This window comes from Frateuria sp. Soil773 (assembly GCF_001428405.1).
Lineage (GTDB): Bacteria > Pseudomonadota > Gammaproteobacteria > Xanthomonadales > Rhodanobacteraceae > LMSL01.
In genome coordinates, this window is the sequence record NZ_LMSL01000035.1 from 1 (window position 1) to 26347 (window position 26347).

Below are 26347 nucleotides of genomic sequence, written 5' to 3' on the forward strand. Positions count from 1 at the left end.
CGTCAGCCAAGACTGCCAGATGTTCTCCTTTCAAATGACGTCGCGTGAGGGGAAGGCTACGATCTGGTATCGAATGCGGCCAGCCTCAGGTAAAAGGGCCGGTGGCTTTGACCTGCTTTCTTGCAAAATATAGTCGCAACCCCGGCGCCGCCAATGCGACACCAGCCTTTAGCTTCCCGTAGGAACGGTAGTCGTACTCACCCAAGGTCGTGCCCTTGGCGCTTCCCCGCGCCAGTACCGTACCTTGCGCATCCGTCAAAACGCAGGCAGTCGTCCCGGCCGCGGGCGCCACGCCGAAATCAATGACCTTGCTTTACACTAACCCTTTTAGATACTAATGCCGCCCTGTAATAGCAGGAAAATCAATGTATACACTCGAAGACAGCTAGGCTCGTCAAATCGCCAACCTTTCATATGTGAAATATCGAAGTGTCTCTACATACAGGGCAGCGCAAAAAACTCATGGTAGCGCCCCTCTTCCAAAAGCGGTCACCACCAAGTATATGAAGAAAAATGATATAGCCACCCAACTACATGTCACTAGCCAAAACCCTAAAGCATCTTGCGATCTAAAAGCCTTCCTTCCATTAATGAAGACGTATCCACGCCTCAGCGAATTGATAATATTCCATAAACAAACAGCCGCAAAGAATGCAGCACCCATATACAAAATTCGATCGATCACATCGATAAATATTTCACGCATGGCACATCACCTACCGACATCCTTTACGCGATCCTCAACGACCGCCGATGCAGCATTATTCAGTACTTCAGCACTGATAGGCCGCGTGACAGTCTGAGCAGGAATATTGACCGTATTGAAGACCTTTCCGCTAAGTGAAGTTACTGGGTATGCGGAAACAGCAGGGGTTATCGTTGTTGTTAGCTTAGCGGTGACTGGACCAACCGCTGTTCCAGCAATAGCTCCCACCGCTGTCGCCGCTCCGACTTTTATAGATTCTCCAATACTTGGAGCCTCCTTCCCCTTCGCCACCTCACCTACAGCATGGGCTCCAGTCCCTACGCCGAAAGCAACAGCTCCGGTGGTAGCTGCCTGCGCCCCCAGCGTCATGCCGCTAGCGGCAGCGGCCCCGCCAGTCAGGCCAATAAGTCCTCCGACAGCAGCTCCCTTGCCCGTTTCTACCAACAAACTACGGCCATCAAATCTACCATTTTTTATTTGTGAGTAACCTTCAACTGTAAATCCAACAAGTGCTCCAATACCCGCACCGACAGCAGCAGTGCATAGATTTGCGCACCTCCCGTCCGGATCCGTGAACCTATATGGATTATTAAACGCATAAATATATCGATTGAAAAGCCGCCAATCTTTTCCTTCATAAACGGTAACCGGATCAACACTCAGAAAGCATCCGCAAACCGGATCGTAGTAGCGCTGTTGCATGTAAATCAGCCCAACATCCGGGTCCATTACATGCCCCGTATACCCCGGCGCCGCCAATGCGGCACCAGCCTGCAGCGTACCGTAGGGGCGGTAGTCGTATTCGCCCAGGGTCGTGCCGTGGGCGTCTTCCCGTGCCAGCACCGTGCCTTGCGCATCGGTCAGAACGTAGGTCGTGGTCTCGGCCGCGGACACCGTGCCGCTCACCGTCATGACGAGAATGGCGATCCAGAGGACGGCCCACGTCCAGCGACCACGCGGCCTCGATCCGGTCGAGGCCGCGTTGCATCCGTGGCCGGCTATCTTTCCGTTCATGTGAAATTCCATGGTTCCCTCCCTACCGCACTACCGTAGCCGTCACCGGGCTGGACCATCCGGCACAACCCCGGGCATTGCACGGCCTTACGGAAACAACGATGGCCGAGCCCGGCACCTCTTTGGCCCCCAGGTAGAGGGTTGTCACGTTGTAAGTCGTGACGCTGGCGTTCGTACTCGCCGTCTCCAGCACTTCGACCTTCACTTCGTAGCGGGTGGCATTGGCTGCCGCGTTCCAGTTCGCGGAAATGAACCAGTGCCATTCCTTGACGGGTGGTGGCGGCGCCATGGGAACGACTGTTTCCCCAATGGCCTTGGCGCTCACGCTCGTCGCATCCGGCTTGCCCGCATTGAGCGAATCGACCTGCACCGCTATCAACTTGACCGTTGCCGTAAGCCCCGTGACACCGGCCAAATCCGATACGGGAACCGTCGCGGTGGCGCTCCATGGACCATCGCCGCCGCTATTGGAAGCGCGCACCCGGTATCCATAACTGCCAATGGCCCTGCCATTGAACGCCATGGATTGCCCGCTATTGCTGTACACCGTCGTCCAGGCCCCGCCATTCGCGCTCTCCTGCAAGGTATACGTGGCAGCCTGATAGACCGAGCCCCAGCTCACGGTATAGCTGCCCGTACTGCTGCCCGGGACGCTCAGGCTCGGTGCGGTCGACGGTGCCATGTAGACGTACCGATGACTGGCGCTGACCCAACTGCTGCAGGCATATGCATTGCAGGCGCGTACGGCGTACGAATTGTGGGGAATCGGTTCGTTGAAGCCACGCTCGACCTCGATGGAGGTGCCTGTCGTGCTGGTGACGGCAACACCCGTATCGGCGTTCTCCACCTCGTAGCTGGTGGCACCGGCCGAGGCATTCCAGACCAGCGTTATCGTCTCGAGCTTGGCATTCACGACCAGATCGTTGGCATAAACACCCGTCGGTGCCGGAGGCGGAATGGCGATCATTACCGTGGCCGCGGCGCCTGCCACCGAGCATCCCGCAGCATTGCAGGCCTGTACGCGGTAGCCGTACTTAGCGCCGTTGGACCTTCCGCTGAAAGCCATGGAGAGGCCGGCGCCATCGTAGGCCGTGCTCCAGGCTCCGCCGTTCAACTGCTCCTGCAAGACGTAGCGGTTGGCCCCCGCCACAGCATTCCAGCTCACCGTGTAGCCACCGGTACTGCTCGATGCCGGAACGCTGACGGCAGGCGCTCCAGCAGGCGGATACAGCACCGTAACCGCCCCCGACACGGCCCAGCCACGGCTGCCGAAACCGTTCTTCGCCGAAACCCGGTAGAGATAGCTGCCTGCGGCAAGATTGGTCCGGGTGATGGAGGTGGCGGTCGTATCCGTGGCAACCCGGACCCAGGTACCACCGCTCTTTTGCTCCTCGACATCGAAGCTTGCCGCCGAGGCGGGACGCGCCCACCCGACAACCACGCTTGCCCCCTGTATCCCGGAAGGCACGGTGATCGCAGCCAACACCGGCCGTACGCCAAGCGTCGCCGAGCTTCGCCATTCGCTGCACTCGCCCTGGCAGGCCCGCACGCGATACAGGTAGCTGCCGCCGGCCTTGCCGCTGAAATTCTTGCTGCTGGCCGTACCGCTGTAGACACCCTGCCAGGTAGCGCCGCCGTCGTAGCTTTCCTGCAATTCATAGCTGGCGGTGCCTACCGCGTACCAGCTCACCGTATAGCTGCCATCGTTGGGGCTGGCATCGAAGTAGATAGCCGAAGGCGGATTCAGGACGATATCGCCATTGTTCCTGCGTACCTCGGCCACGAGGTTGCGACCCAGATACACGTAATCCGTCGTCACGCCAGTCGATGCGTCGAACTGGTACAGCAGCTTCCCATCGTTGTTGTAGGCGTAGTAGGTCTCGTTGCCTGCCGCCCCTGTTTTCTTTACCCGTCGCCCGGACGCGTCGTAGGCATAGCTGCCGACGCCCACTATCTGGGTCAACCGGTTCGCCTTGTCGAACAGCAGGCTGGCGCCGTCTTTCTGAGAGACGTTGCCTTGCGGGTCATAGGCATAGCTGTGCAGCACCGTGGCGCCATTCTTTATCGTTGCCAGACGGTTGGACGCGTCATATGCATAGACGCGATTGATCCCGTCGCTGTTCAGCTCGCGCAGGTTGTTCAACGGGTCGTAGCGATAGGTTTCCGTCTGCCAGAGATTGGGAGCCTGGGCCGAGGTCAGGCGGTTGAGGGCGTCATAGCCGAACGTCTTGTCGCGGCGGTTGTTCACCTGGTCGTCCACGACGAGCAGGTTGCCGCTCGGATCGTAGGTGTATTGCTGGGCAATCACGGAGGTGGTTCCGCCGTGGAAATAGTTGATGCTGCCCAATGAGCGGCGATCGTTTTCCTCGGCCAGGTACTCCGTGCCGTTCCCCAGCCGGTAGTACTGCACGTTCCCATCCGGGAAGAATGCGATGTCCGAGGCATAGGCTCCTGCCTTGGTGGCGCGCCCCAACGCATCGGGGGCATAGCCGATCTGCTTGCCGTCCGGATAGGTCACCGAGGCGACGCTGCCATACGGATCGTGCGCGTAGCGAACGGGCCAATGGTATCCCTCGACATCCAGCGTCTCCGCCTTCAGCTGCGACAGGCCGTTGTATTCGTAGGTCCACAACGCGATACCGGATTTGGCCGTCTTGACGGATCCCGTAGGCCAGTATTCGTAGTCGATCCCGTCGGTGTCTCCCGGATAGACAATGGACTTCACGCGGTTCATGACATCGTAGGTGCGCGTCGTCCTTGCCGCATCCGCAACCAGTTCCTGACCGCATCCGGAAATATTGTTGCCGATGGCCTGCCCGGCCGCGCTCCATAGGATGTTGTTGGCGTTGTCATAGGACATCACCTCGCTGCCGCTCTCTGGCTCCGTGGTCCGGCACAACCGATGGTACGCGTCGTAGGCCAGCGTCCTGGTCACGTTGAGCGGTGTCGTTCCATACGTGCCGGCCTGGGCGATACTCAACGGGTTGCCGTACACGTCGCGCACGATGGTCTGCGTAACGTCCTCAGGTGCCTGGACCTTCAGCACGGTTTCGTACGAAGGGGTATCGAAAACCTGGAAAGTACTCGTGGTGACGTGATTGCCGGGGTCCGTCACCTGCTTGCGGGCTCCCGACAGGTAATCGATGCGCGTCGTGAGCGGGTTGGGCAGCTCGGAGTCCTGCTGGATCAGCACCTGGCGCCCGATCGCATCGAACGTGTTGTGCGTTCCCTTCATGGGATCGCCCAGGCCAGGCACACCCTCCTTGGGATAGGACACGAACGTCGCCTGCCCTTTGTAGTCGAAGTCCCTGCGCACGTTGCTGTGCGAATCGGCGCGGCCATCGATGTAGGTATCAGAGAGGACCGGCTGCAACTCCGCGCTGAAGTAAGTGACCTGCCGCTGGTCACCACGAGTCATCGTGCGTCGCCAATGACTGCCGCCGATACCGCGCTCGCTGCCGGCGACGAAGTCGTAGGCGAAGGTTTTCTGGTGCCAAGCCTGCTCGTCACCCGAGGGATAGGTGATACTGGTCAGGCGACCTACAGGATCGTAATCGTAGGAAGTGGTGAAATTGGCCTGGTCGGTAATGCTCTTGATCTGTGCGAAATCGTCGACCGTCAGGCTTTGGGAAGTACCATCGGGGTAGCCAATGGCCTGCGGTATGCCCAACTTGTAGCTGCCCAGGGTGGTGGCATGCTCATTGCCATCGGCAAAGCGGGTAAGCCGCCCTTTCGAGTCGAAGGCATAGCTCATCACCTTCCGGCCGAAAGACGAGCGCTCCTGAAGTATTGCACTGGAGTCATAGGCGTTCGAGCTGACGACTTCACCCGTCGTCAAGTTGTCCGTCTGCAACGGTAAGCCCAACAGCCAATGCGGCAGGTCGTTGAGATAGCTCGTCTGTTCCTCGACGGCACCCTGCCCGGCAATGGTGTTCCAGCGCTTGGCCTTGGTCACCTGGGCAAATTCATTGAACCCCTCGGCCTGCCACTTGTAAGTGTCGCCCTCCTGGGTGATCGATCGCTGGTCCTGCGGGGACAGCGTGGTGGTTTGATCCTTGTTGATATTGGATTGTGGATTGCTTCCCAGCGATGCGGGCCAGGGACCGCCGGTGGGGTTGGCGTAATGGTCGACCTCGGAGCGGATCAAGCTGCCGCCCACTGCACCCGCGTAGTAATCGGTGCTCAGCAACAGGCTTTCGCTGGCATCGTATTTGTTGCTGAACGTGCGCCGGATGGCGTCGCCGTTCGGATCGGTTTCGTCCGTCCACACCGTGGTCGGGCATGTGCCCGCGCTGGCGCAACTGTCCGCCGTCCAGCTTTCGTTGGACGGCGAATAGGCATAGGTCCAGGTTCGCGTAGGCATTCCGGCGCCGCTGTACTGGCGCTGCGATATCGCCATGGCATACCAGGCACTGGGCGTGGTGGCGAAGCTGTTGGGCGCCGTCGGCGCATTCGACCCACCCACCTGGCCGGCCCAGCAACTGCGCACCACGTATGAGCGCCCGCGCTTGACCGGCGTAACGGTAAACGTGCCTTTCAGTCCGGACGGATGCGTAATGCTGCCGCTGTAGCTGGTACCCAGATTGTTGGGCGTCGCGATGCTATTGCAGATGGACGGAGTATCCCTGGTGTCCACCCATGCATCGCCGGTCAGCGTGGAAAGCTTGAATTCCCAGAATGACGCATCGGGCAGGGTAACACGTGCCAGCTCCCTGCTTGACGCTCCCCATACCCCCGGATCGTAGGTATAGGTCCAAGTCCTCGGTTTGCTATTGCCTGGCTGCAGCGTTATCGACCGGATCAATGGCGTGCTGTCGCTGTATTGCACGCTCAACGCACGCCCGTCGCCTGGCGCGGTAATCCCGGTCAGGCGATTGCTGCTGTCGTAGCTGTAGACGAGTGCGTTGCCGAAGCGATCCTCGATGCGGGTGACCAGCATCGACGCCTCACGGCGCAGAAGAAAGTCAGAAGGCGCAGCCATCGGATGCATGCCACCACCCTGTGCCGCCATCGTGAGCATGGCCACCGAGTTGAGCCCGCGATCCATATTGGGCGCGTAACGGTAGACCAGGTGATTGAACCAGTACTTCGTACCGTCCGGCGCCACCGCCAGGAACGCTTCACGCGTACTGTCATTCTCCGCCTGTAACAGGCAACTGATCTGCCAGTGCTGCTTGGTAACGATGGGGAAGGTCATGCCAACCATCGCTGGCGCCAGCGTGTTGGCCGCACCGCGCTTGAGCAGATCCTGGCTGCCCAGGCCCGGGATGACCAGTTGGTATCCGTGCCACCACTGGGACGGCGCCCACGGACGCCGCTGGGTATCGCCGAGCGGTGGATTGACGCTGGGCGGCGCGCTGAAGTTGTTGCAGATCGCCTTGTTCCCGCCGGCAACGACCCAGCCGGTGACGTTCTGCTGATTTGCCGTGATCGTGGTTATTCGCGGCAGGTCCAGATCCCAACTGCCGAAAGCGTTATCGAGAAGGTCGATGTGCTCGCCCTGCGCGGGCAGCTCATAGCGGCGGCTCAGCGACAGCGTAGGACCTGTACCCCGAAGGCTTATATCGGTCTGCTCGAAGGAGAGGCCTCCGGTATACAAACTGATGCTTTCGCCGAACGGGTTCTCGCCCAGCGGCTGGATGTCTTCGCTGACACGGATGTTCTTCTTGTATTCCTCTTCGGGCGTCACCGGCTGCGCGGCCTGGGCGTGAACCAGACTGCACGCCACCATCCATCCCCACGCCGAACGCGCAACGACGCGCGCCAAATGCCTCTTCAGCATCCACTGCATGCCAACTCCCCTGTTTGATATGGCCCGCCTTGCACGGTGCCGCCGCAGTACTATGCGCAGGGAAGCTTGGTTGTCAATGAGGAAGAAGCACGCACCGATGGACGTGCGTGCGATATCGAGTCAGCGAGCAAGCGCAACCGAGGCAAGTCTTGCCTCGATTGCCAGACAACCATCGATGGTCATGGCCTCAGGCTGAAATCGTCCGCGTCCATCCATGCCGGGAACCGCTCGCGGTGCGCCAGCAGCGGCGCAGGATCGAGCCGTACCGTGACGACCTGTTCCTGTGCGCCCAGTTCGACCAGCGGTTCGCCGACGGCGTCGATCGCCGCGCTGTCGCCGGCATAGGGCAAGTCGTTGCCGTCCACGCCCACCCGGTTCACGCCTACCACGTAGGCCAGGTTCTCGATCGCCCGCGCACGCAGCAGGGTGCGCCACGGCTGCCGGCGCGGGGCCGGCCAGTTGGCGACGAACAGCGCGAGGTCGTAGTCCATGCCGCCGGCGGCACCTTCCAGCCGGCGGTTGCGCAGCCATACCGGGAAACGCAGGTCGTAGCAGACCTGCGGCAGGATGCGCCAGCCCTTCAGCTCCACGATCAGGCGCTCGCTGCCGCCGCCGTAGCGGGTGTGCTCGCCGGCCATGCGGAACAGGTGGCGCTTGTCGTACTGCGCGTAGCTGCCGTCCGGCCGCGCCCACAGCAGGCGGTTGTAGACGGTGCCGTTCTCGCGGATCGCCAGGCTGCCGCAGACCACCGCGCCGACTTCTTCGGCCAGCGCCCGCAGCCAGGCTACGCCTTCGCCGTCCATCGTCCCGGCGCTGGCCTGGATGTCGTTGCTGAAGCCGGACAGGAAGGTTTCCGGCAGGACGATCAGGTCGCTGCCGCGCGCGCGGCGCACCAGCTCGCCGTAGTAGTCGCGGTTGGCCGGCGCGTCGTGCCAGCGCGTCGCGCCCTGCACCAGGGAAACGGCCAGGGGTTGCATGCTCACAGTCGGCATAGACGCTCCGCCGCCGCCTGCATGGTGGCGTCGCTCTTGGCGAAGCACAGGCGCAACAGGTGCGTGCCCGGGGCGGTCTCGTAGAACGGCGTCAGCGGGATGCCCGCCACGCCGCCCTCCTTCACCAGCCACTGGCTGAACGAGAGGTCGTCCTGCTCGCTGATCGCGGAATAGTCGACCAACTGGAAGTAGCCGCCCGGCACGTCGAGCAGCTTCAGCCGCGACGGCTTCAGCAGTTCGCGGAAGTAGTCGCGCTTGGCCTGGTAGAACGCCGGCAGCTCCAGGTAGTGCTGCGGCGTGCTGGCGAGGAATTCGGCGAACGCCGCCTGCGCCGGGTGGAAGGTGCAGAAGGTGAGGTACTGGTGCACCTTGCGGAACTCCGCCGACAGCGCGGCCGGCGCCACCGCATAGCCGACCTTCCAGCCGGTGCAGTGGTAGGTCTTGCCGAAGCTCGACACCACGATGCTGCGCGCGGCCAGCTCGGCGTGGCGCAGCACGCTCTGGTGCGGCGCGCCGTAGACGATGTGCTCGTACACCTCGTCGGACAGCACCACGATGCCGGTGTCGCGCACGATCGCCGCCAGCTCGTCCAGGTCGGCCGCCGAGAGCACCGCGCCGGAAGGGTTGTGCGGGCTGTTGATCAGGATCATGCGCGTCTTCGGCGTCACCGCGTCGCGCACGCGCTGCCAGTCGATCGCGAAGCTCGGCACGGTCAGCGGGATGTGCACCGCCCGCGCGCCCTGCAGGTCGATCGCCGGCTCGTAGCAGTCGTAGGCCGGGTCGAACACGATCACCTCGTCGCCGGCGCGCACCACGGCGGCGATCGCGGCGAAGATCGCCTCGGTGGCGCCGGAGGTCACGGTGACTTCCGCATCGGGGTCGACGCGGTGGCCGTACAGGCGCTCGGTCTTCAAGGCGATCTGCTCGCGCAGCGGCTGGGTGCCGATGCCCGGCGCGTACTGGTTGCGGCCGTCGGCCATCGCCCGCGCCAGCGCCTCGCGCAAGGCCTCGGGCGGCTCGAAGTCGGGAAAACCCTGGCCGAGGTTCACGGCCTTGTGCTCCACCGCCAACTGGCTCATCACGCTGAAGATGGTGGTGCCCACCTTGGGCAGCTTGGTTTCGATAGTCATGGGCTCGGCGGTATGGATGTCCAAACGGAAATGCTAGCACGCCTCAGGCGGCATCCCCGCCCGCGGCCGGCAGCGCGTCCAGCGGACGCACCTTGCACTGCTCGTGTTTCAGGCGGGTGGCTTCGGGCAGGCGCTCGGCGAGGAAATCCACCAGCGCGCGCACGCCTGGCAGCATGCCGCGACGGCTGGGATAGACGAAATGCATGGTGCCGTCGGGCGCGCTCCAGTCTGGCAGCACCACTTCCAGCTCGCCGCGGGTGATCGCCGGGGCGCAGACGAATTCCGGCAGCAGGGTCACTCCCAGGCCGCGGCGCGCGGATTCGAGCAGGATGGCGAAATCGCCGGTGATGAGGCGCGCGGTCATCTCCACCGATGTGCGCTCGCCGTCCGCCCCGGTCAGCTCCCACACCTGCGCGCCTTCGTGCTCCTGCATGGACAGCGCCGGCAGTCGCGCCAGGTCCGCAGGCACCCTGGGCCGGCCGACGCCGTCCAGCAGCCCGGGGCTGGCCACCGCCAGCACGCGCGACAGGCCGAAGGTGCGCATGACCATGTTGGCGTCGGTGTCGAGCTTGCTGCGCACGCGGATGGCGAGGTCGAAGCCCTCGCCCACCAGGTCGACCCGGCGGTTGCTGGACAGCACGCGCACCTGCACCTTCGGGTACATCGCCATGAAGTCCGGCAGCACGTGCGCCACGATGGTCTGCGTCAGCGAGACCGGGCAGCTCATCCGCACCACGCCGCGCGGCTCGGCGCGCAGCTCGTCGACCGCCTCCTGCGCGGCGCGGGCCTCCTCCAGCACCGCGCGGCAATGGCCGTAGAAGCGCTCGCCGACTTCGGTGACCACGAAGCGCCGGGTGGTCCGCTGCAGCAGGCGCACGCCCAGCCGCTCTTCCAGTTGCGCGATCCGCTTGCTCAGGCGCGACTTAGGAATCCCCAGGGCGCGACCGGCTGCCGAGAAACCGCCGTGCTCCACCACCGCCGCAAAGAAATAGAGATCGTTGAGGTCCTGCAGGGCGCCGTCCAGACCGATCATCATCGTTTCCCATTTGGAACTATAAGTCCAGAACAAGCAGACTTATCGATTGATTGTTCCAGTTTTATCGTTATCTCCGTCGCCGGCAACCCTGCCGGCCCGTCTCGGAGCCAATACGATGAAACTGTTGCATGTCGATTCCAGCGCGCTGGGCAACCACTCCGTTTCGCGCGGCCTGACCGCCGACATCGTAGCCGAGCTGAAGCGCAGCCAGCCAAACCTGCAGGTGCGCTACCGCGACCTCGCCGCGCAGCCGCTGCCGCACTGGACGCCGGTGGCCGACGCCAACGACCCGGCCGCCCTGCTCGGCAACGACGTGCTGGAGGAATTCCTCGCCGCCGACGTGATCGTGGTCGGCGCGCCGATGTACAACTTCACCATCTCCAGCCAGCTCAAGGCGTGGATCGACCGCATCCTGGTGGCCGGCAAGACCTTCCGCTACACCGCCAACGGCCCGGAAGGGCTGGCCGGCAGCAAGCGCGTGATCGTCGCTTCCAGCCGCGGCGGCCTGTACAGCCAGGGGCCCGGCGCCGCGCTGGATTTCCAGGAGCCCTACCTGCGCGCGGCATTCGCCTTCATCGGCATCACCGACATCGAGTTCGTGCGCGCCGAGGGCGTCAACCTCGGCCCGGAGAGCAAGGCCGAGGCGCTGAAGCAGGCGGGCGCCAGCATCGGCAGCCTGGCCAAGGCCGCCTGACGCGGGCGGATCGGACGACCACGACGGCCCTTCGGGGCCGTCTTCGCTTGCGGCGGGCGCGGCATGGCGCGCACAGGTGGAAAAAGCGGCCGCGGCCGGACACACTGCCGGTTCGTTCCGGTGCCGAGGAATCCGACCGCATGAACCGCCTTCCCTGTTTCGCGCTGCTTGCCTCGCTGGTTTTCGCTCCCACGCTGTCCGCCGCCGACCTGCTGGTGACCCACGTCAAGGGCTACACGCTCGACAGCCATGGCAAGCTCAGGCAATTCGACTCGCTGCTGGTGGACCAGGGCAAGGTGGTCGCCACCGGCAGCCGTGCCGCCCTGGACAAGCAGGCCGGCAGCGCCCGGGTGGTGGACGGCCAGGGCCGCACCCTGCTGCCGGGGCTGATCGACGCCCACGGCCACGTGCTCGAACTGGGCTATGCGCGCAACCAGGCCGACCTCACCGGCACGCAATCGCTGGACGAGGCGCTGGCGCGGGTGAAAGCGTACGCTGCGGCGCATCCGGATGCGAAATGGCTGCTGGGCGGCGGCTGGAACCAGGAAATCTGGAAGCTGGGCCGCTTTCCCACCGCGAAGGAACTGGACGCCGTGGTGGCCGACCGGCCGGTGTGGCTGAGCCGCGTGGACGGCCACGCCGCCTGGGCGAACACCGCCGCCATGAAGGCCGCCGGCATCACACGCGACACCAAGGATCCCGCCGGCGGGCGCATCGAGCGCGACGCCGCGGGCAACCCCACCGGCGTCTTCGTCGACGGCGCCACCGCGCTGATCTACGACAAGCTGCCGGCGCCCACCGCGCGGGAAATGTCCGCCGCGCTGGATACCGCGCTGGCCGAGATGGCCAGCGTGGGCCTCACCGGCGTGGACGACGCGGGCATCGACCTGCCCACCTACCGGCTCTACCGGCAGTACGCCGACCAAGGCAAGCTCACCGCGCGCATCTACGCGATGATCCGCGGCACCGGCGGCGACTTCGACACCATCAGCAAGGAAGGGCCGCTGATCGGCTACGGCAACGACTTCCTCACCGTGCGCGCGGTGAAGCTGTTCGCCGACGGCGCGCTGGGCAGCCGTGGCGCGGCCATGCTCGCGCCCTACTCCGACGATCCGCACAACAGCGGCCTGCTGTTCCAGCAGCCGGCCGAGCTGACCGCGATGGTCGACAAGGCGATGGGCAAGGGCTACCAGGTATGCATCCACGCGATCGGCGACCACGCCAACCGCGAGGTGCTGGACAGCTTCGCCGCCGCCTACAAGTCCCATCCGGACGGCATCGCCCTGCGCAACCGGGTCGAGCACGCGCAGATCGTGTCGCTGCAGGACATCCCGCGCTTCGTGCCGCTGCACCTGATCGCCTCCATGCAGCCCACCCACGCCACCTCCGACATGAACATGGCCGAGGACCGCATCGGCCGCGAGCGGATCAAGGGCGCCTACGCCTGGCAGCGCTTCCTCAAGCAGGGCACGGTGATCGCCGGCGGCTCGGACTTCCCGGTGGAGTCGCCCAACCCGTTCTACGGCCTGTATTCCGCGGTGACCCGGCAGGACCACCAGGGCCGTCCGCCGGGCGGTTGGTATCCGCAGCAGGACATGACGCCCACCGAGGCATTGCGCGCCTTCACGCTGAACGCGGCCTATGCCGGCCACGCCGAGAAGACGCTCGGCACGCTGGAGCCGGGCAAGTGGGCGGACTTCATCCTGGTCGACCGCGACATCTTCGCCGGCAAGCCGGCCGACATCTGGAAGACCAAGGTGCTGCAGACCTGGGTCGGCGGCAAGCAGGTCTACGCCGCGCACGATTGAGCATGCGGCGCGTCCGGACGGGGCCGGCCGTACGGCCGGTCCCGCCCGCATGAGAGGCAAGCGCTAGATCGCCGCGACCTTGCCGCCGTCCATCGGGATCACCGCGCCGGTGACGTAGCTGGCCCGCGGCGAGGCCAGGAATACCGCGACGCTGGCGATCTCGCCGGGCTCCGCGGGGCGCCCGAGCGGGATGCCAGCCACCTGCTCGGCCAGCAGTTCCTCCCGCGAGCGCCCGCTGGCGCGCGCGGAAGCGGCCAACCCCTCCTCCATCCGCCCGGTACGGGTCACCCCGGGGTTGATCGCGTTCACCCGCACGCCGCGCCCGGCGTAGGCGCTGGCGTAGCCGACCGAGGCCAGCATCAGCGCCGCATTGGCCGAGCCGCCGCCGATGTGCATGGGATTGGCCTGCCGCCCGCCCTGCCCGACCACGTTGACGATGCTGCCCTGGCCCCGCGCCGCCATGCGGCGGATCACCGCGTCGATCGCGTGCATGTAGGTGAAGTATTTCGCCTCCATCGCCGCATGCAGCGCCGCGGCGTCCAGCTCGTCCGGCGGCATGCGGCGGGCCGCACCGGCGCAGTTGACCAGTACGCCGATCGCGCCGTGCGCCTCTTCGATGCGCGCGACCGCCGCCGCGGTGGCCGTGCTGTCGCGCAGGTCGGCGGCCTCGACCGCCATGCGCAGGCCAAGCGTCTCCAGTTGCCGCTGCGCCGCCTGCAGGCCGGCCGGTTGGCGCGCCACGCCGACCACGAGGGCGCCTTCCCGCGCGAAAGCCTCCGCACAGGCCAGGCCGATGCCCTTGCTGGCCCCGGTGACCACGACCACCTGCCCGCCCAGTTCGAGATCCATCGATGCCTCCGCCTTGCCGATCGCCGTGGGCATCGATTCAACCACGCCTGCCCCGTACGGCGCAGGAAGGCGGCCGCGGGCGCGCCGGCGCGCGGGCTCCATATAGGCCATCAGTCATGTTGCGAATCCGCCACGAGCCTATTGACGGTCCAAAATATGGTGTTATAGTTCACTACAACACTGGTCAACGAGGTCACTAAGGAGGCCCGTCATGAAAGCGCAGAACCTGAACCTGGTCGCTCTGGCAGCCGCAGCCCTGTTTACCGTCACCGGTCTGGCCGCCATCAACTCGAACGTTTCCGTCCGCCCGGTGAGCGAGGTCAACGGCGTCAAGGTGGTCGACCTGGCCCCGGTCACCGTGCGCCCCAGCGCCGACGACCTGCGCGCCGCCGCCCTGATTGGCAACGCCAGCGCCGCCATCGCGGTCCCGGGCGTGGTGCGCGGCGCCGAAAGCGGCGCCAGCCTGCTCGGGGCGCAACTGGCCATGCCCTACTATTCGTTTGGCACCAAGTTCGGCCGTATCACCAAGGAATAAACGTATGACCATCACCTGGAACGACAGCGTCCCGATCTATCGCCAACTGCGCGAACGCGTAGTGGCGATGATCCTGGACGGCGCCTTGAACGAAGGCGACCCGCTGCCGTCGGTACGCCAGGTGGCAGCGGATTTCCAGATCAATCCGCTGACCGTCTCCAAGGCCTATCAGGAGCTGGTCGACGATCAACTAGTTGAAAAAAGGAGGGGATTGGGCATGTTCGTCACCGATGGAGCCCGCGAGGCGCTGCTCAAGTCCGAGCGGGAGCGCTTCCTGCGCGAAGAGTGGCCGATGCTGTACGCCCGGCTGCAGCGGCTCGGCCTGGACCTGAAGACCTTGCTGCGCGAGGCGCCGGGCGAAACGGAGAAGACCCCATGAACGCCGTCGTCACTGCCAGCGGCCTGAGCAAGCGCTACAAGAACACCGCGGCGCTGGACAACGTCAGCTTCCAGATCCCTTCCGGACGCATCGTCGGCCTGATCGGCCCGAACGGCGCCGGCAAGACCACCGCGCTGAAGGCGATCCTGGGCCTGACCGACTTCCAGGGCTCGCTCAACGTGCTGGGCTTCGACCCGCGCAAGCAGCGCGGCCAGCTCATGGAGCAGGTCTGCTTCATCGCCGACGTCGCCGTGCTGCCGCGCTGGATCCGCGTGCGCGAGGCGGTGGACTTCGTCGCCAACGTGCATCCGCGCTTCGACCGCAAGAAGTGCGAGGCCTTCCTCGCCCGCACCAAGCTCACCCCCGACCAGCGCGTGCGACAGATGTCCAAGGGCATGATCGTGCAGTTGCACCTGGCCCTGGTGATGGCGATCGACGCCCGCCTGCTGGTGCTGGACGAGCCCACCCTGGGCCTGGACATCCTCTACCGCAAGCAGTTCTACCAGAGCCTGCTGGAGGACTACTTCGACGAGAACAAGACGATCATCGTCACCACCCACCAGGTCGAGGAGGTCGAGCACATCCTCACCGACCTGATGTTCATCCGCGACGGCAAGATCGTGCTGGACGCCGACATGGACGCCATCGGCGAGCGCTTCGCCGAGGTCATGGTGAACGCCGACCGGGCCGCCGCGGCACGCGCGCTCGGCCCGCTGGACGAGCGCCAGGTGTTCGGCAAGAGCATCTTCCTGTTCGACGGCGCCGACCGCGCCGCGCTGGAGGCCCTGGGCGAGCTGCGCCGGCCTTCGGTCAGCGACCTGTTCGTCGCCACCATGAAGGGGACCTACACATGAAAACCTTCTACTGGCTGGTCAAGCGCGAATTCTGGGAACACCGCGGCGGCTTCCTGTGGGCGCCGCTGGTCACCGGCGGCGTGTTCCTGCTGCTGAACCTGATGGGCATCGTCACCGGCGAAGTGTTCGGTTTCCGGCACGGCATCCGCTTCGGCTCGATGGACTTCGCCAGCGCCCTGAACCACCTGGGCCCGAACGACGCCGGCAAGATCGCCATGGTGGTGGACACGCTGATGGTATCGAGCAGCGTGCTGCTGAAGCTGGTGCTGGGCATCGTGGTGTTCTTCTACCTGCTCGGCTCGCTCTACGACGACCGCCGCGACCGCAGCTTGCTGTTCTGGAAATCGCTGCCGCTGTCGGACACCGAGACGGTCGCCTCCAAGCTGGTCGCCGGCCTGGTGGTCGCCCCGGCCATCGCCTTCGTCACCAGCATCGTGGCGGGCCTGCTGATGCTCGCGATGTACGCCACCGCGCTGTCGTTCCACGGCGTCAACGTCTGGCCGATCCTCGCCATGGCCCATCCGTTGCGCACCGTCTCGGGCATGCTGGCGATGATCCCGCTGTACCTGCTGTGGGCGCTGCCCTCCGCCGGCTGGCTGATGCTCTGCTCCGCCTGGGCGCGCAGCAAGCCGTTCCTGTGGGCGGTGGTGCCGCCGGTCGCGGCGGCCATCGTCGTCGGCTGGTTCAACATGCTCGGCGGGTTCGGCCTGCAGACCGGCTGGTTCTGGAAGAACATCGTGGGACGCGCCTTCGGCGTGCTCCCCAACGGCATTCCCACCGGCCTGGGCCCGCTGGGCGAGATAGAGAACGTCGACAAGGCGGCCCAGCTCGGGCAGTACATCGCCACCGAAAACGTCTACGGCCCGATCCTGGCCCGCACCGAGCTCTGGGCCGGCGTCGTCATCGGCCTCGCCCTGCTCGCCGTCGCCGCCTGGCTGCGCCGCTGGCGCACCGAAAGCTCCGTCTGAATCCCGACCATGAAGGCAACCCACGCATGAAGACCTTCTACTGGCTGGTGAAGCGCGAGTTCTGGGAACACCGCGGCGGCTTCCTGTGGGCGCCGCTGATCACCGGCGGCGTGTTCCTGCTGCTGAACCTGATGGGCCTCGTCGCCGGCGAGATGTTCGGCACGCAGCACGGCATCCATTCGCTGCTCAGCAACGGCCACTTCCTCGACCACGCGCTGAGCCCGGACGAGATCGACAAGGCCGGCAGGGTGATGGACGTGGTGATGTACTCGACCACCTTCATCATCAGCATCGTGCTGGGCTTCGTGGTGTTCTTCTACTGCCTCGGCGCCCTGTACGACGACCGCCGCGACCGCAGCCTGCTGTTCTGGAAATCGCTGCCGCTGTCGGACTCCGCCACGGTACTCTCCAAGGTCGTGGCCGGCACCCTGCTGGCGCCGCTGATCGCCGTGGTCTGCGGCGTGGTCACCGGCATCGCGATGCTGCTGATGTTCGCGATCGCGCTGTCCTTCCACGGCACCGGCGTGTGGCACCTGCTGGCCTATGCCCATCCGTTCCGGGTCATCGCCAACCTGGTGGGCACCATTCCGCTGTACGCGCTGTGGGCGCTGCCCAGCGTGGGCTGGCTGATGCTCTGCTCGGCCTGGGCGCGCAGCAAGCCGTTCCTGTGGGCCGCGGTGCTGCCGGTGGCGGTGGGCATCACGCTGGGCTGGTTCAACCTGCTGGGCACCCGCCTGGTGGGCAGCGGATGGTACTGGAGCCATGTGTGCGGCCGCATCCTGCTCAGCGTGTTCCCGGGCAGCTGGCTGGGCGCGAACCATTACGAATCCGTGGGCAACGACTCGGCGCATGCGCTGGATGCCCTGAACCTCGCCAACGCCTACGGCGTGGCCGGCTCGCCGGGCTTCTGGGTCGGTGCGGCGTTCGGCCTCGCCCTGCTCGCCGGCGCCATCTGGCTGCGCCGCTGGCGTGACGACAACTGACATCCGTCCAAACCGGAAAGGGGAGAACATCATGAAAACCCACCCAATCGCCATCGGCATCCTTGCGTCGGCGCTGCTGCTGCCGCTGACCGCGTGCAGCCAGTCCGAGCAGGACGGCGCCCAGCCGGGCGTCGCCGACGGCCTGGCGCAGGCGGCGAAGGAAGTGCGCGAGCAGACCTCGCCCGCGGCGATCTCCGCGGAAATCCAGAAGGGCATCCAGCAAGCCAGGAAGGAGCTGGCCACCGAGGACATCAGCGTCAACAACGTGCGCATCGGCCACGACCACGAGCGCAGCGACAACGATTCCCGCCCCAAGGCGGTGATCACGCCGCAAGGCAACCTGCTGATCGCGGGCAAGGAAGTGTCGGCCACGCCGGAGCAGCACGCCATGCTGGTGGATTACCGCCAGCAGATCATCGGCATCGCCGAGGCCGGCATGGACATCGGCGCGAACAGCGCCAGCCTGGGCGTCGGCATGGCCCGGAAGGCGATCCTGGGCTCGCTCCTGGGCAGCAGCGACAAGGAGATCGAGGCGTCCATCAAGCCGCAGACGGACAAGATCAAGGCCGCAGCCCTCCAGTTGTGCGGGCGCATGCCCGGCCTGCTGGCCTCGCAGCAGAAGCTGGCCGCGGCCATGGCCGAGTTCAGGCCGTACGCTACGATGACGCAGAAGGACGTCGACGACTGCGGCGAGGAGATGACGGACGAGAACGGCAAGAAGGGTTTCGCCGTGTTCTCGGACTGACGCACGCTCCGGCCAACCCGCTGCCCACGGCGGGGCCCCCGGCGTGCATGCCAGACGCCGATACGAAGCTCGCCCTGCCGGCCGGCGAGCTCACCGCCCTGCTCCATCCGCATCCATGACCTCGCGGGCGGTTCGCCGCCCCGGCCGGCCGGACCTGCCCAGTGCACCGAGGCACCGCCGGCCGGCCATGACTGCGCCACTCCGACGATGGCATCCTGCCGCATGCCCCGAATAGAGGAACCCTCCATGAAAGCTCACGTTCGCCCGCTCCTCCTCGCCCTGCTGGGCTGCGCCCTCGCCGCCTGCGACATGCCCGACACCACCATGGCGAACGGCGCGATCACGATGCGCGGCGACACGGTGACCCTGCGCGTCACCGGATCGCCGAAGGCGGTGATCGACGCCGACGGCACATTCACGGTGGACGGCAACACCGTCCCCACCACGCCGGCCGAACGCGAGCTGCTGGCGAGCTACAACCGGAGCGTGCACTCCGTGCACGAGGCCGGCCTGGCCATGGGCATGACCGGCGGCGAGATAGCGGCCAAGGCCGTCGCGGCCAAGCTCTCGTCCACCCAGGACAAGGCGGCCGAAGACGGCGCCGGCGAGATCAAGAAGCTGACCCGGGACATCTGCAAGGCCCAGGCCGCCATCAAGTCCACGCAGGATCAGCTCGCCGCTCAACTGGCCGCCTTCGCTCCCTACGCGAAGATCATCGACGCCTCGGACGTATCGGACTGCGAAAGCGACGCCAAGGATTGACGCCGCCGGGCATGCGCAAGCCGGTTGCGTTCGCCGCGGCGCGCCGGCCAGCCGAGACCGTACGCCCATGCCGCCCATGCGCCGCCACGACTCGGCTGGACGTCGACGACTGCGACAGGAATGTGGACAAGGATCGATCGGCACTTGAGTTCGGTTGTGCCGGCCGGCGTCTCCGCACGGAGGCGGGACGCCGGCGCGGCCTCGAACGCAACGCGCCGGAGTGATCCGCCAGGTCGTCCGCCATACACCGAGGGGTTCCATGAGTTCGTTGGGGAGGTCTTCGTTCGCTTCGGCACTGCTGCTGGCGTGCTGCCTGCTCACCACCAGCAGCGTCCATGCCGCCGATGCCAGTGGGCTTTCAGGACGCCGGCCCCGGCTTTCGCTGGGGTGACGCACGCTGGGGTGACGCACCACGACGCCGCCTCGCGGCCTCGCCGTTCCAGCGAAAGCCCGAATCCAGTGCCCTCAGGCCACGGCGCTCAGCCGCCGCCACCTCCGCCACCGTGGATTCCCCCCTTGGTCAGCGCCATCGGATCGAGCAGCTTCTTCAGCTCCTCCTTCGACAGCCCGGTGGTCTCCAGCGCCACGTCGATGATCGGGCGCTTCTCCTTGTAGGCCCGCTTGGCGGTGGCCGCGCCCTTCTCGTAGCCGATCACCGGGTTGAGCGCGGTGACCAGGATCGGGTTCATCGCCAGCGCCTGGTCCACCCGCGCCTCGTTGACCTTGAAGCCGGCAATGGCCTTGTCGGCGAGCAGCCGCGAGACATTGGCGAGGATGCCGATCGACTGCAGCAGATTGTGCGCGATCAGCGGCAGCATCACGTTGAGCTGGAAGTTGCCGGACTGGCCGGCGATGGTGATCGCCGCGTCGTTGCCGATCACCTGCGCGGCTACCATCGCGGTGGCCTCGGGGATCACCGGATTCACCTTGCCCGGCATGATCGACGAGCCCGGCTGCAGCGCCGGCAGCTCGATCTCGCCCAGGCCGGCCAGCGGGCCGGAGTTCATCCAGCGCAGGTCGTTGGCGATTTTCATCAGCGCCACCGCCAGCGTCTTCAGCGCGCCGGACAGTTCCACCGCGGCGTCCTGCGAGGCCATGCCTTCGAAGTAGTTCTCGGCCGACTCGAACTTCACCCCGGTGAGCTTCTTCAGCTCGCGCGCCACCGCCGGGCCGAACTTCGGATCGGCGTTGATACCGGTGCCCACCGCGGTGCCGCCCTGCGGCAGCCGGCGCATCCGCTTCAGGCTGTCCTCGATGCGCTCGATCGCCGAGCCGATCTGCGCCGACCAGCCGGACAGCTCCTGCCCGAAGGTCACCGGCATCGCGTCCATCAGGTGGGTGCGGCCGGTCTTGGGCGTATTCCTCAGTTGGCGCGCGCGCCGGTCGATGGCCTTCCTCAGGTGCTTCAGCGCCGGCAGCAACTGTCCGCTGCCGGCCAGGGTGGCGCTGACGTGGATCGCGGTGGGGATCACGTCGTTGGAGCTCTGCCCGTAGTTGACGTGGTCGTTCGGGTGCACCTTGCTGCCGGCCTTGGCGGCGAGATGGGCGATCACCTCGTTCGCGTTCATGTTGGTGCTGGTGCCCGAGCCGGTCTGGAACACGTCGATCGGAAACTGCCCGTCGAACCGGCCCTCGGCCACCGTCAGCGCCGCCTTGCGGATCGCCGCGGCCGGCCCTTTCTTCAGGTGGCCCAGGGCCAGGTTCGCCTCGGCCGCCGCCGCCTTGATCAGGCCCAGGGCGCGGATGAACTCGCGCGGCAGGCGCAGGCCGGAGATCGGGAAATTGTCGATCGCGCGCTGCGTCTGCGCGCCATACAGCGCATCGGCGGGCACCTTCAGCTCGCCCATGCTGTCGTGCTCGATGCGAAAACCGTTCATGGCGGGTCCTTGGGGGGGAGAAGATTCCGCCACTATAGGCCGCCCGCCGTCGCCGTTGCGATAAAGCGCGCCGTCCGGTCAGGACGGCGCGCCAGCCATGTAAAATGGCGGTTTCCCCTTGCCGGAACACCCGCGATGTCCCACCACGCCCTCACCGCCCTGTCGCCGCTGGACGGCCGCTACGCCAGCAAGGCCGAAGCGCTGCGCCCGATCTTCAGCGAGTTCGGCCTGATGCACCGGCGCGTGCACGTCGAGATCGAGTGGCTGCTGGCGCTGGCCGCCGATCCCGGCATCGCCGAGCTGCCGCCGTTCGACGCCGCGCAGGCGGACCGGCTCAAGGCGATCGCCGCCGGCTTCGGGGTCGAGGACGGCAGCCGCATCAAGGCGATCGAGGCCACCACCAACCACGACGTCAAGGCGGTGGAGTACTTCATCAAGGAGCGCATCGGCTCCGATCCCGCGCTGGCCCAGGCCAAGGAATTCGTGCACTTCGCCTGCACCAGCGAGGACATCAACAACCTGTCCTACGCGCTGATGCTGCGCGATGCCCGCGAACAGGTGCTGCTGCCGGCCTTCGACCGGCTGATCGCCACGCTGCGCGGGCTGGCGCACGCCAACGCGGCCCTGCCGATGCTGTCGCGCACACACGGGCAGACCGCCTCGCCGAGCACGCTGGGCAAGGAACTGGCCAACGTGGTCGCGCGGCTGGAACGCCAGCGCAGGCAGCTCGCCGCCCTGGAGGTTCCCGGCAAGATCAACGGCGCCGTGGGCAACTACAACGCCCATGCCGTCACGTACCCCGAAGTGGACTGGCGCGCGTTCTCGCAGCGCTTCGTCGAGAGCCTCGGCCTCGACTACAACCCGTACACCACCCAGATCGAGCCGCACGACGGCATCGCCGAATACTGCGACGCCGTGCGCCGCGCCAACATCATCCTGATCGACCTGGCGCGCGACGTGTGGGGCTACATCTCGCTGGGCTACTTCAAGCAGGCGCTGAAGGCCGGCGAAGTCGGCTCCTCCACCATGCCGCACAAGGTCAACCCGATCGACTTCGAGAACGCCGAGGGCAACTTCGGCCTCGCCAACGCGCTGCTGGGCCACTTCGCGGAGAAGCTGCCGATCAGCCGCTGGCAGCGCGACCTCACCGACTCCACCGTGCTGCGCGCGCTGGGCACCGCCTTCGGCCATACCCTGGTGGCGCTGGAATCCCTGCAGAAGGGCCTGGGCAAGCTCACCGTCAACGCCGACCGCCTCGCCGCCGACCTCGACGCCAGTTGGGAAGTGCTGGCCGAGGCCGTGCAGACCGTGATGCGCCGCTACGGCCTGCCGGAACCGTACGAGCAGTTGAAGGCGCTGACCCGCGGCCAGGGCATCACCCGCGATTCCATGCGCAACTTCATCGACGGCCTCGACCTGCCGGCCGACGCCAAGCAGCGCCTGCTCGAACTCACCCCGGGCGGCTACGTCGGGCTGGCCGAAGCGCTGGCTCGGGACGTCTGAGTCGCCGGTGCACCAATGTGTGGCCTGGGGCGGATCGCATTGCGGCCTGCCCAGGGATACGCGGGAACGATGGATCGTTTCGAAACGCTTCATGCCCTCCCAACTCGACCCCGTCATTCCAGCGAAAGCTGGGATCCAGCGGCTCCAGGCCCATCGAAGCGCACAGGCACTGGACTCCAGCTTTCGCTGGAATGACGGCGAGGGTTGCATGAGGGCGCGGGGCTTAGATGGGCGAGAGCTGGGGTGGGAGCACAGGAGCTTGAATGTCGGCAAACAGCCGCGCTCGAAGCTTTTGCAAAGACCGCGTACCGCCCCGACCGCCCCGACCGCTTCCCGCCCCGAACCCGTTATCCCAGCGAAAGCTGGGATCCAGTGACTCCAGGCCCGTCGAAGTGCACAGGCACTGGATTCCAGCTTTCGCTGGAATGACGGTGAGGGTTGCATGAGGGCGCGGGGCTTAGATGGGCGAGAGCTGGGGTGGGAACGCAGGAGCTTGAATGTCGGCAAACGCCCGCGCTCGAAGCTTTTGCCAAAGAACGCGTACCGCCCCGACCGCCCCCGCCCCGCTCCGACCCCGTCATCCCAGCGAAAGCTGGGATCCAGCGGCTTCAGGCCCGTCGAAGCGCACAGGCACTGGATTCCAGCTTTCGCTGGAATGACGGCAAGGGCAGAGGGTCCGGCCTCGCCTGCTAGCGACCGAGCATCAACGCGATCGTGCAATAGGTCACCAGGTTGGCCGAGGCATGCATCGCATAGCCGGGCAGGATCGATCCGTTTGCGCGGCGCTCGTTGAGCCATCCGGCGATCCAGCCGAGTACCCCTGCATTGACGCAAAGCACGAAGACGATGACGTGGTCGACCTTCGCGACGGCAAGCAGGGCAAGATGCACGGAGCCGAATATCGCCGCCTGCACCACGTTCCCGGCCGGAAACCCCAGCCAGCGGATCGACGCCTTGGCGATAAGGCCCCGGAACAGGATTTCCTCGCTCGCCGCCGTCTTGAGGAGCGCGGTAACCACCAAGGCAATCCATGCCGCGGCCCGGTCGGGGCCGGACAACACGGCGGCGATCGCCGTGCCCTCGCCGCCCGCGACGGCGCGCACCGACGGAAACGCGACGGCCGTGGCGGCGATCGCGATGCCGATTCCCATGCCGATCGATACGACCGGCACCGGCGCGCGGTACAGGCCGACATAACGGCGAAAACCGGCTTTCCGGCCGAAAGCCGCATAGACCAGGCCGGCGATGACGAGGACGACCGCGATCTGCGCCAGCGCTGGGGCCAGGGCAGCCCCGATCAGCATGGGTTCCGCCCCGCGCGGCAAGGTTCACGACGAAGTGGCGCCCCCGAAAGGACCGACCACGGCCTGTACGCTGGTTGCATATCGCCCCCTGTCCCCGTGCCGCCCCTGGCGAACCCGGCAAGCATGCACCATTCCGCCGACCGTTGCCGGGGCGGCGGCGTCGCCGCGTGGAATGCTACCTGCGCGCACCCGGCAGGGCCGGATGCGCGCATCGCCAGCAGCAGGCGTCAGCCCGCCTTCTTCAGCCCTTCGGCCACCAGCGCCGCCTGCACCGCCGGGCGCTCGCCCACGCGCTGCTGGAATGCGCCCAGGGCGGTGAATTCCGACAGGTCGACGTCGACGTGCTTCGCCCAGTTGGTGACGGTGAACAGGTAGGCATCGGCGGCGGTGAAACGGTCGCCGAGCAGGAAGGGTTGCCGCGCCAGCACATCTTCCAGCAGCGCGTAGCGGCGGCGCAGGTAGTCCTTGCGCTCGGCCCGCGTCTGCTCGGGCGTGTCCGGCTTGAACAGCGGGCTGTAGGTCTTGTGCAGCTCGGAGTTGATGTAGCCGAGCATTTCCTGCAGCCGGTAGCGCGCCAGGGTGCCGTTGGCCGGCGCCAGGCCGCTTTCGGGCTTGAGGTCGGCCAGGTACTGCACGATCGCCGGGCCTTCGGTGAGCCGCTCGCCGTTGTCCAGCTCCAGCACCGGCACGTAGCCCTTCGGGTTGATCTGCCAGAAATCCTCGCCGCCCGCGGTGCGCTTGGCCTTGCCGTCGACTTTCTCCAGCGACAGGTCGATGCCCGCTTCCAGCGCCACGATGTGCGGCGACAGCGAACAGGCGCCAGGGGTGTAGTAGAGCTTCATGCGGTTTCTCCGGGGTCGGGTGGGCAGAGTCGCCGCCCGCGGATCGGCGGAATGGCCGGCCGCGGCGGCAAGGCCCGCATGCTAGCCCTCGTGGTTACTGATGGATACCGCCAAGGCCCGATTGGCGGGAAAATGCGGTATCCCGCCGGTTACCGGCTTACCGAAAGACACCCATGGGCCTGCCCGTACGCAAAAGCAAGGTCACCCCGCCGCCGGCCTGCCCGCTCACCGAATGCCTGGCGCTGCTGCGCGGCGCCTGGGCGCCCAACGTGATCTGGTGCCTGAGCGCGGAGCCGCGCCGCTTCGGCGAACTGCGCCACGACATCCCGCGGATTTCCGCGCGCGTGCTGAGCGCGCGCCTGCGCGAACTGGAATCGCGCGGCCTGGTGGCCCGATCCGCGCTGGATACCTCGCCGCCCTCCGCCGAATACGCGCTGACCGCGCTCGGCCGCGAACTGCTGCCGGCGGTGCAGGCGCTGGCCCTGGTGGGCCAGAAGCTGATCGCGGAATGGGAGAAACGCGCCCCGGTCCAGGGCGGCCGTGCCGAGCGCGGCGGCGCAGCGGCCCGGGGCGGCGGCCACGCGAGCGCGGCCGTCGCTCCGGAGCAAGGCCGGCTCAGACGTCGTCCGAACCCTCGTTGACCCCTTCGAACAGGAAGGTCGACAGGTAGCGCTCGCCGGTGTCCGGCAGCATCGCCAGCAGCACCGAACCCTCCGGCGCGTCCTTGGCCACTTCCAGCGCCGCCGCCACGGTGGCGCCCGAGGACAGGCCGACGAAGATGCCTTCGCGCTGCGCCAGCGCGCGCGAGGTGTCGCGGGCGACGGTGTCGTCCACGGCGACCAGCCGGTCGACCACCTTGCCGTTGAGCACGCCGGGCAGGAAGTCGGGCGTCCAGCCCTGGATCTTGTGCGCGTTCCATTCCTTGCCGCCCAGCAGCGACGCCACCGCCGGCTCGGCACCGATCACCTTCACCCCGGGCCGCGCCACCTTGAGCACCTCGCCCACGCCGGTGAGCGTGCCGCCGGTGCCCCAGCCGCTGACGAAGTAATCCAGCCGGCGGCCGGCGAAATCGTGCAGGATCTCCGCCGCGGTGGTCTGGCGGTGATAGGCGGGGTTGGCCGGATTGTCGAACTGGCTGGCCAGGAACCAGCCGTTCTTCTGCGCCAGCTCCTTCGCCTTCTCCACCATGCCGGTGCCGCGCACCGCCGCCGGCGTCAGCACCACCTTGCCGCCGTAGGCGCGGATCAGCTTGCGCCGCTCGATCGAGAAGGTCTCGGTCATCACCGCCACGAACGGGTAGCCGCGCGCCGCGCACACCGCCGCCAGCGCCACGCCGGTGTTGCCGGAAGTGGCCTCGACCACCGTCTGGCCCGGCTTGAGCGCACCGCGCTGCTCGGCGTCGAGGATGATCGCCAGCGCCAGGCGATCCTTCACCGAGCCGGCCGGGTTGAACGCCTCCACCTTCACGTAGAGGTCGACGTGCTTCGGCGCCAGCCGGTGCAGCTTGACGATGGGCGTGCCGCCGATGGTGTCGAGGATGCTGTCGTAGATCATGGAAACGCTCCTTGGGATGGG

Annotated in this window: 21 protein-coding genes; 11 read left to right on the forward strand and 10 right to left on the reverse strand. The window is 66.2% G+C overall.

Going from position 1 to position 26347, the window contains the following annotated elements; translation table 11 throughout:
- Positions 1 to 712: 712 nt before the first annotated feature.
- The 5 genes from ASG87_RS19430 to ASG87_RS11215 form a co-directional block, all read right to left on the reverse strand.
- On the reverse strand, positions 713 to 1720 hold the full coding sequence (locus ASG87_RS19430) for an RHS repeat-associated core domain-containing protein (RefSeq protein ID WP_235499629.1): 1008 nt from the start codon (positions 1718 to 1720) through the stop codon (positions 713 to 715).
- Positions 1721 to 1742: 22 nt separating this feature from the next.
- Positions 1743 to 7511, reverse strand: a complete 5769-nt coding sequence (locus ASG87_RS11200) for a hypothetical protein (protein WP_157511048.1) — start codon at positions 7509 to 7511, stop codon at positions 1743 to 1745.
- 179 nt (positions 7512 to 7690) lie between these two features.
- Entirely contained in the window at positions 7691 to 8488 is a 798-nt protein-coding gene (locus ASG87_RS11205) for an amidohydrolase (RefSeq protein WP_200949073.1), read from the reverse strand.
- 2 nt (positions 8489 to 8490) lie between these two features.
- The gene (locus ASG87_RS11210) at positions 8491 to 9633 is read right to left on the reverse strand and encodes a pyridoxal phosphate-dependent aminotransferase (protein WP_056004958.1); all 1143 of its coding nucleotides are present in this window, start codon (positions 9631 to 9633) and stop codon (positions 8491 to 8493) included.
- 43 nt (positions 9634 to 9676) lie between these two features.
- Entirely contained in the window at positions 9677 to 10666 is a 990-nt protein-coding gene (locus ASG87_RS11215) for a LysR substrate-binding domain-containing protein (protein WP_056004960.1), read from the reverse strand.
- A gap of 118 nt (positions 10667 to 10784) precedes the next feature.
- On the opposite strand from ASG87_RS11215, the gene ASG87_RS11220 reads away from it, so the two are divergent.
- Both ASG87_RS11220 and ASG87_RS11225 read left to right on the forward strand, forming a co-directional pair.
- Positions 10785 to 11363 carry an FMN-dependent NADH-azoreductase gene (locus tag ASG87_RS11220; RefSeq protein ID WP_056004893.1) on the forward strand — a complete coding sequence of 193 codons (579 nt, stop codon included), beginning with the start codon at positions 10785 to 10787 and terminating at the stop codon, positions 11361 to 11363.
- Between the two features lie 140 nt (positions 11364 to 11503).
- Complete coding sequence (locus tag ASG87_RS11225) at positions 11504 to 13171, forward strand: amidohydrolase (RefSeq protein ID WP_056004895.1); 1668 nt, start codon at positions 11504 to 11506, stop codon at positions 13169 to 13171.
- Between the two features lie 63 nt (positions 13172 to 13234).
- Here ASG87_RS11225 and ASG87_RS11230 read toward each other — a convergent pair whose 3' ends face one another.
- Positions 13235 to 14020, reverse strand: coding sequence for an SDR family oxidoreductase (locus tag ASG87_RS11230; RefSeq protein WP_056004962.1), 786 nt, complete (start codon positions 14018 to 14020; stop codon positions 13235 to 13237).
- 211 nt (positions 14021 to 14231) lie between these two features.
- Between ASG87_RS11230 and ASG87_RS11235 the strand changes: the two genes are divergently transcribed.
- The 7 genes from ASG87_RS11235 (at position 14232) to ASG87_RS11265 (ending at position 19246) form a co-directional block, all read left to right on the forward strand.
- Positions 14232 to 14555 (forward strand): hypothetical protein, encoded by a 324-nt coding sequence (locus ASG87_RS11235; protein ID WP_056004897.1) that lies wholly within the window; start codon positions 14232 to 14234, stop codon positions 14553 to 14555.
- A 4-nt stretch (positions 14556 to 14559) separates the two neighbouring features.
- Positions 14560 to 14934 carry a GntR family transcriptional regulator gene (locus tag ASG87_RS11240; protein WP_056004899.1) on the forward strand — a complete coding sequence of 125 codons (375 nt, stop codon included), beginning with the start codon at positions 14560 to 14562 and terminating at the stop codon, positions 14932 to 14934.
- Positions 14931 to 15788 (forward strand): ABC transporter ATP-binding protein, encoded by an 858-nt coding sequence (locus tag ASG87_RS11245; protein WP_056004902.1) that lies wholly within the window; start codon positions 14931 to 14933, stop codon positions 15786 to 15788. Before ASG87_RS11240 ends, ASG87_RS11245 begins: the two co-directional genes overlap by 4 nt.
- Complete coding sequence (locus ASG87_RS11250) at positions 15785 to 16756, forward strand: hypothetical protein (RefSeq protein WP_056004904.1); 972 nt, start codon at positions 15785 to 15787, stop codon at positions 16754 to 16756. The genes ASG87_RS11245 and ASG87_RS11250 overlap by 4 nt, the downstream gene beginning before the upstream one ends.
- A gap of 26 nt (positions 16757 to 16782) precedes the next feature.
- Complete coding sequence (locus tag ASG87_RS11255) at positions 16783 to 17739, forward strand: hypothetical protein (protein ID WP_056004907.1); 957 nt, start codon at positions 16783 to 16785, stop codon at positions 17737 to 17739.
- A gap of 31 nt (positions 17740 to 17770) precedes the next feature.
- On the forward strand, positions 17771 to 18484 hold the full coding sequence (locus ASG87_RS11260) for a hypothetical protein (protein WP_056004909.1): 714 nt from the start codon (positions 17771 to 17773) through the stop codon (positions 18482 to 18484).
- Positions 18485 to 18730: 246 nt separating this feature from the next.
- On the forward strand, positions 18731 to 19246 hold the full coding sequence (locus ASG87_RS11265) for a hypothetical protein (RefSeq protein ID WP_056004911.1): 516 nt from the start codon (positions 18731 to 18733) through the stop codon (positions 19244 to 19246).
- A 479-nt stretch (positions 19247 to 19725) separates the two neighbouring features.
- Here the strand turns inward: ASG87_RS11265 and ASG87_RS11270 are convergent, their stop codons facing one another.
- Entirely contained in the window at positions 19726 to 21123 is a 1398-nt protein-coding gene (locus ASG87_RS11270) for a class II fumarate hydratase (protein ID WP_056004913.1), read from the reverse strand.
- 135 nt (positions 21124 to 21258) lie between these two features.
- Between ASG87_RS11270 and purB the strand changes: the two genes are divergently transcribed.
- Positions 21259 to 22626, forward strand: coding sequence for an adenylosuccinate lyase (gene purB, locus ASG87_RS11275; protein WP_056004915.1), 1368 nt, complete (start codon positions 21259 to 21261; stop codon positions 22624 to 22626).
- A 689-nt stretch (positions 22627 to 23315) separates the two neighbouring features.
- Here the strand turns inward: purB and ASG87_RS11280 are convergent.
- Together ASG87_RS11280 and gstA are read right to left on the reverse strand one after the other, a co-directional pair.
- The gene (locus ASG87_RS11280; RefSeq protein ID WP_056004917.1) at positions 23316 to 23930 is read right to left on the reverse strand and encodes a CPBP family intramembrane glutamic endopeptidase; all 615 of its coding nucleotides are present in this window, start codon (positions 23928 to 23930) and stop codon (positions 23316 to 23318) included.
- Between the two features lie 227 nt (positions 23931 to 24157).
- A complete protein-coding gene (gstA, locus tag ASG87_RS11285; protein ID WP_056004919.1) occupies positions 24158 to 24772 on the reverse strand; it encodes a glutathione transferase GstA in 615 nt (204 codons plus the stop codon).
- 173 nt (positions 24773 to 24945) lie between these two features.
- Here gstA and ASG87_RS11290 point away from each other — a divergent pair, with 173 nt between their 5' ends.
- Positions 24946 to 25413, forward strand: coding sequence for a helix-turn-helix domain-containing protein (locus ASG87_RS11290; protein ID WP_082582919.1), 468 nt, complete (start codon positions 24946 to 24948; stop codon positions 25411 to 25413).
- Here the strand turns inward: ASG87_RS11290 and cysK are convergent.
- Positions 25388 to 26326, reverse strand: a complete 939-nt coding sequence (cysK, locus tag ASG87_RS11295) for a cysteine synthase A (RefSeq protein WP_056004921.1) — start codon at positions 26324 to 26326, stop codon at positions 25388 to 25390. The genes ASG87_RS11290 and cysK overlap by 26 nt on opposite strands.
- Between the last annotated feature and the right edge of the window lie 21 nt (positions 26327 to 26347).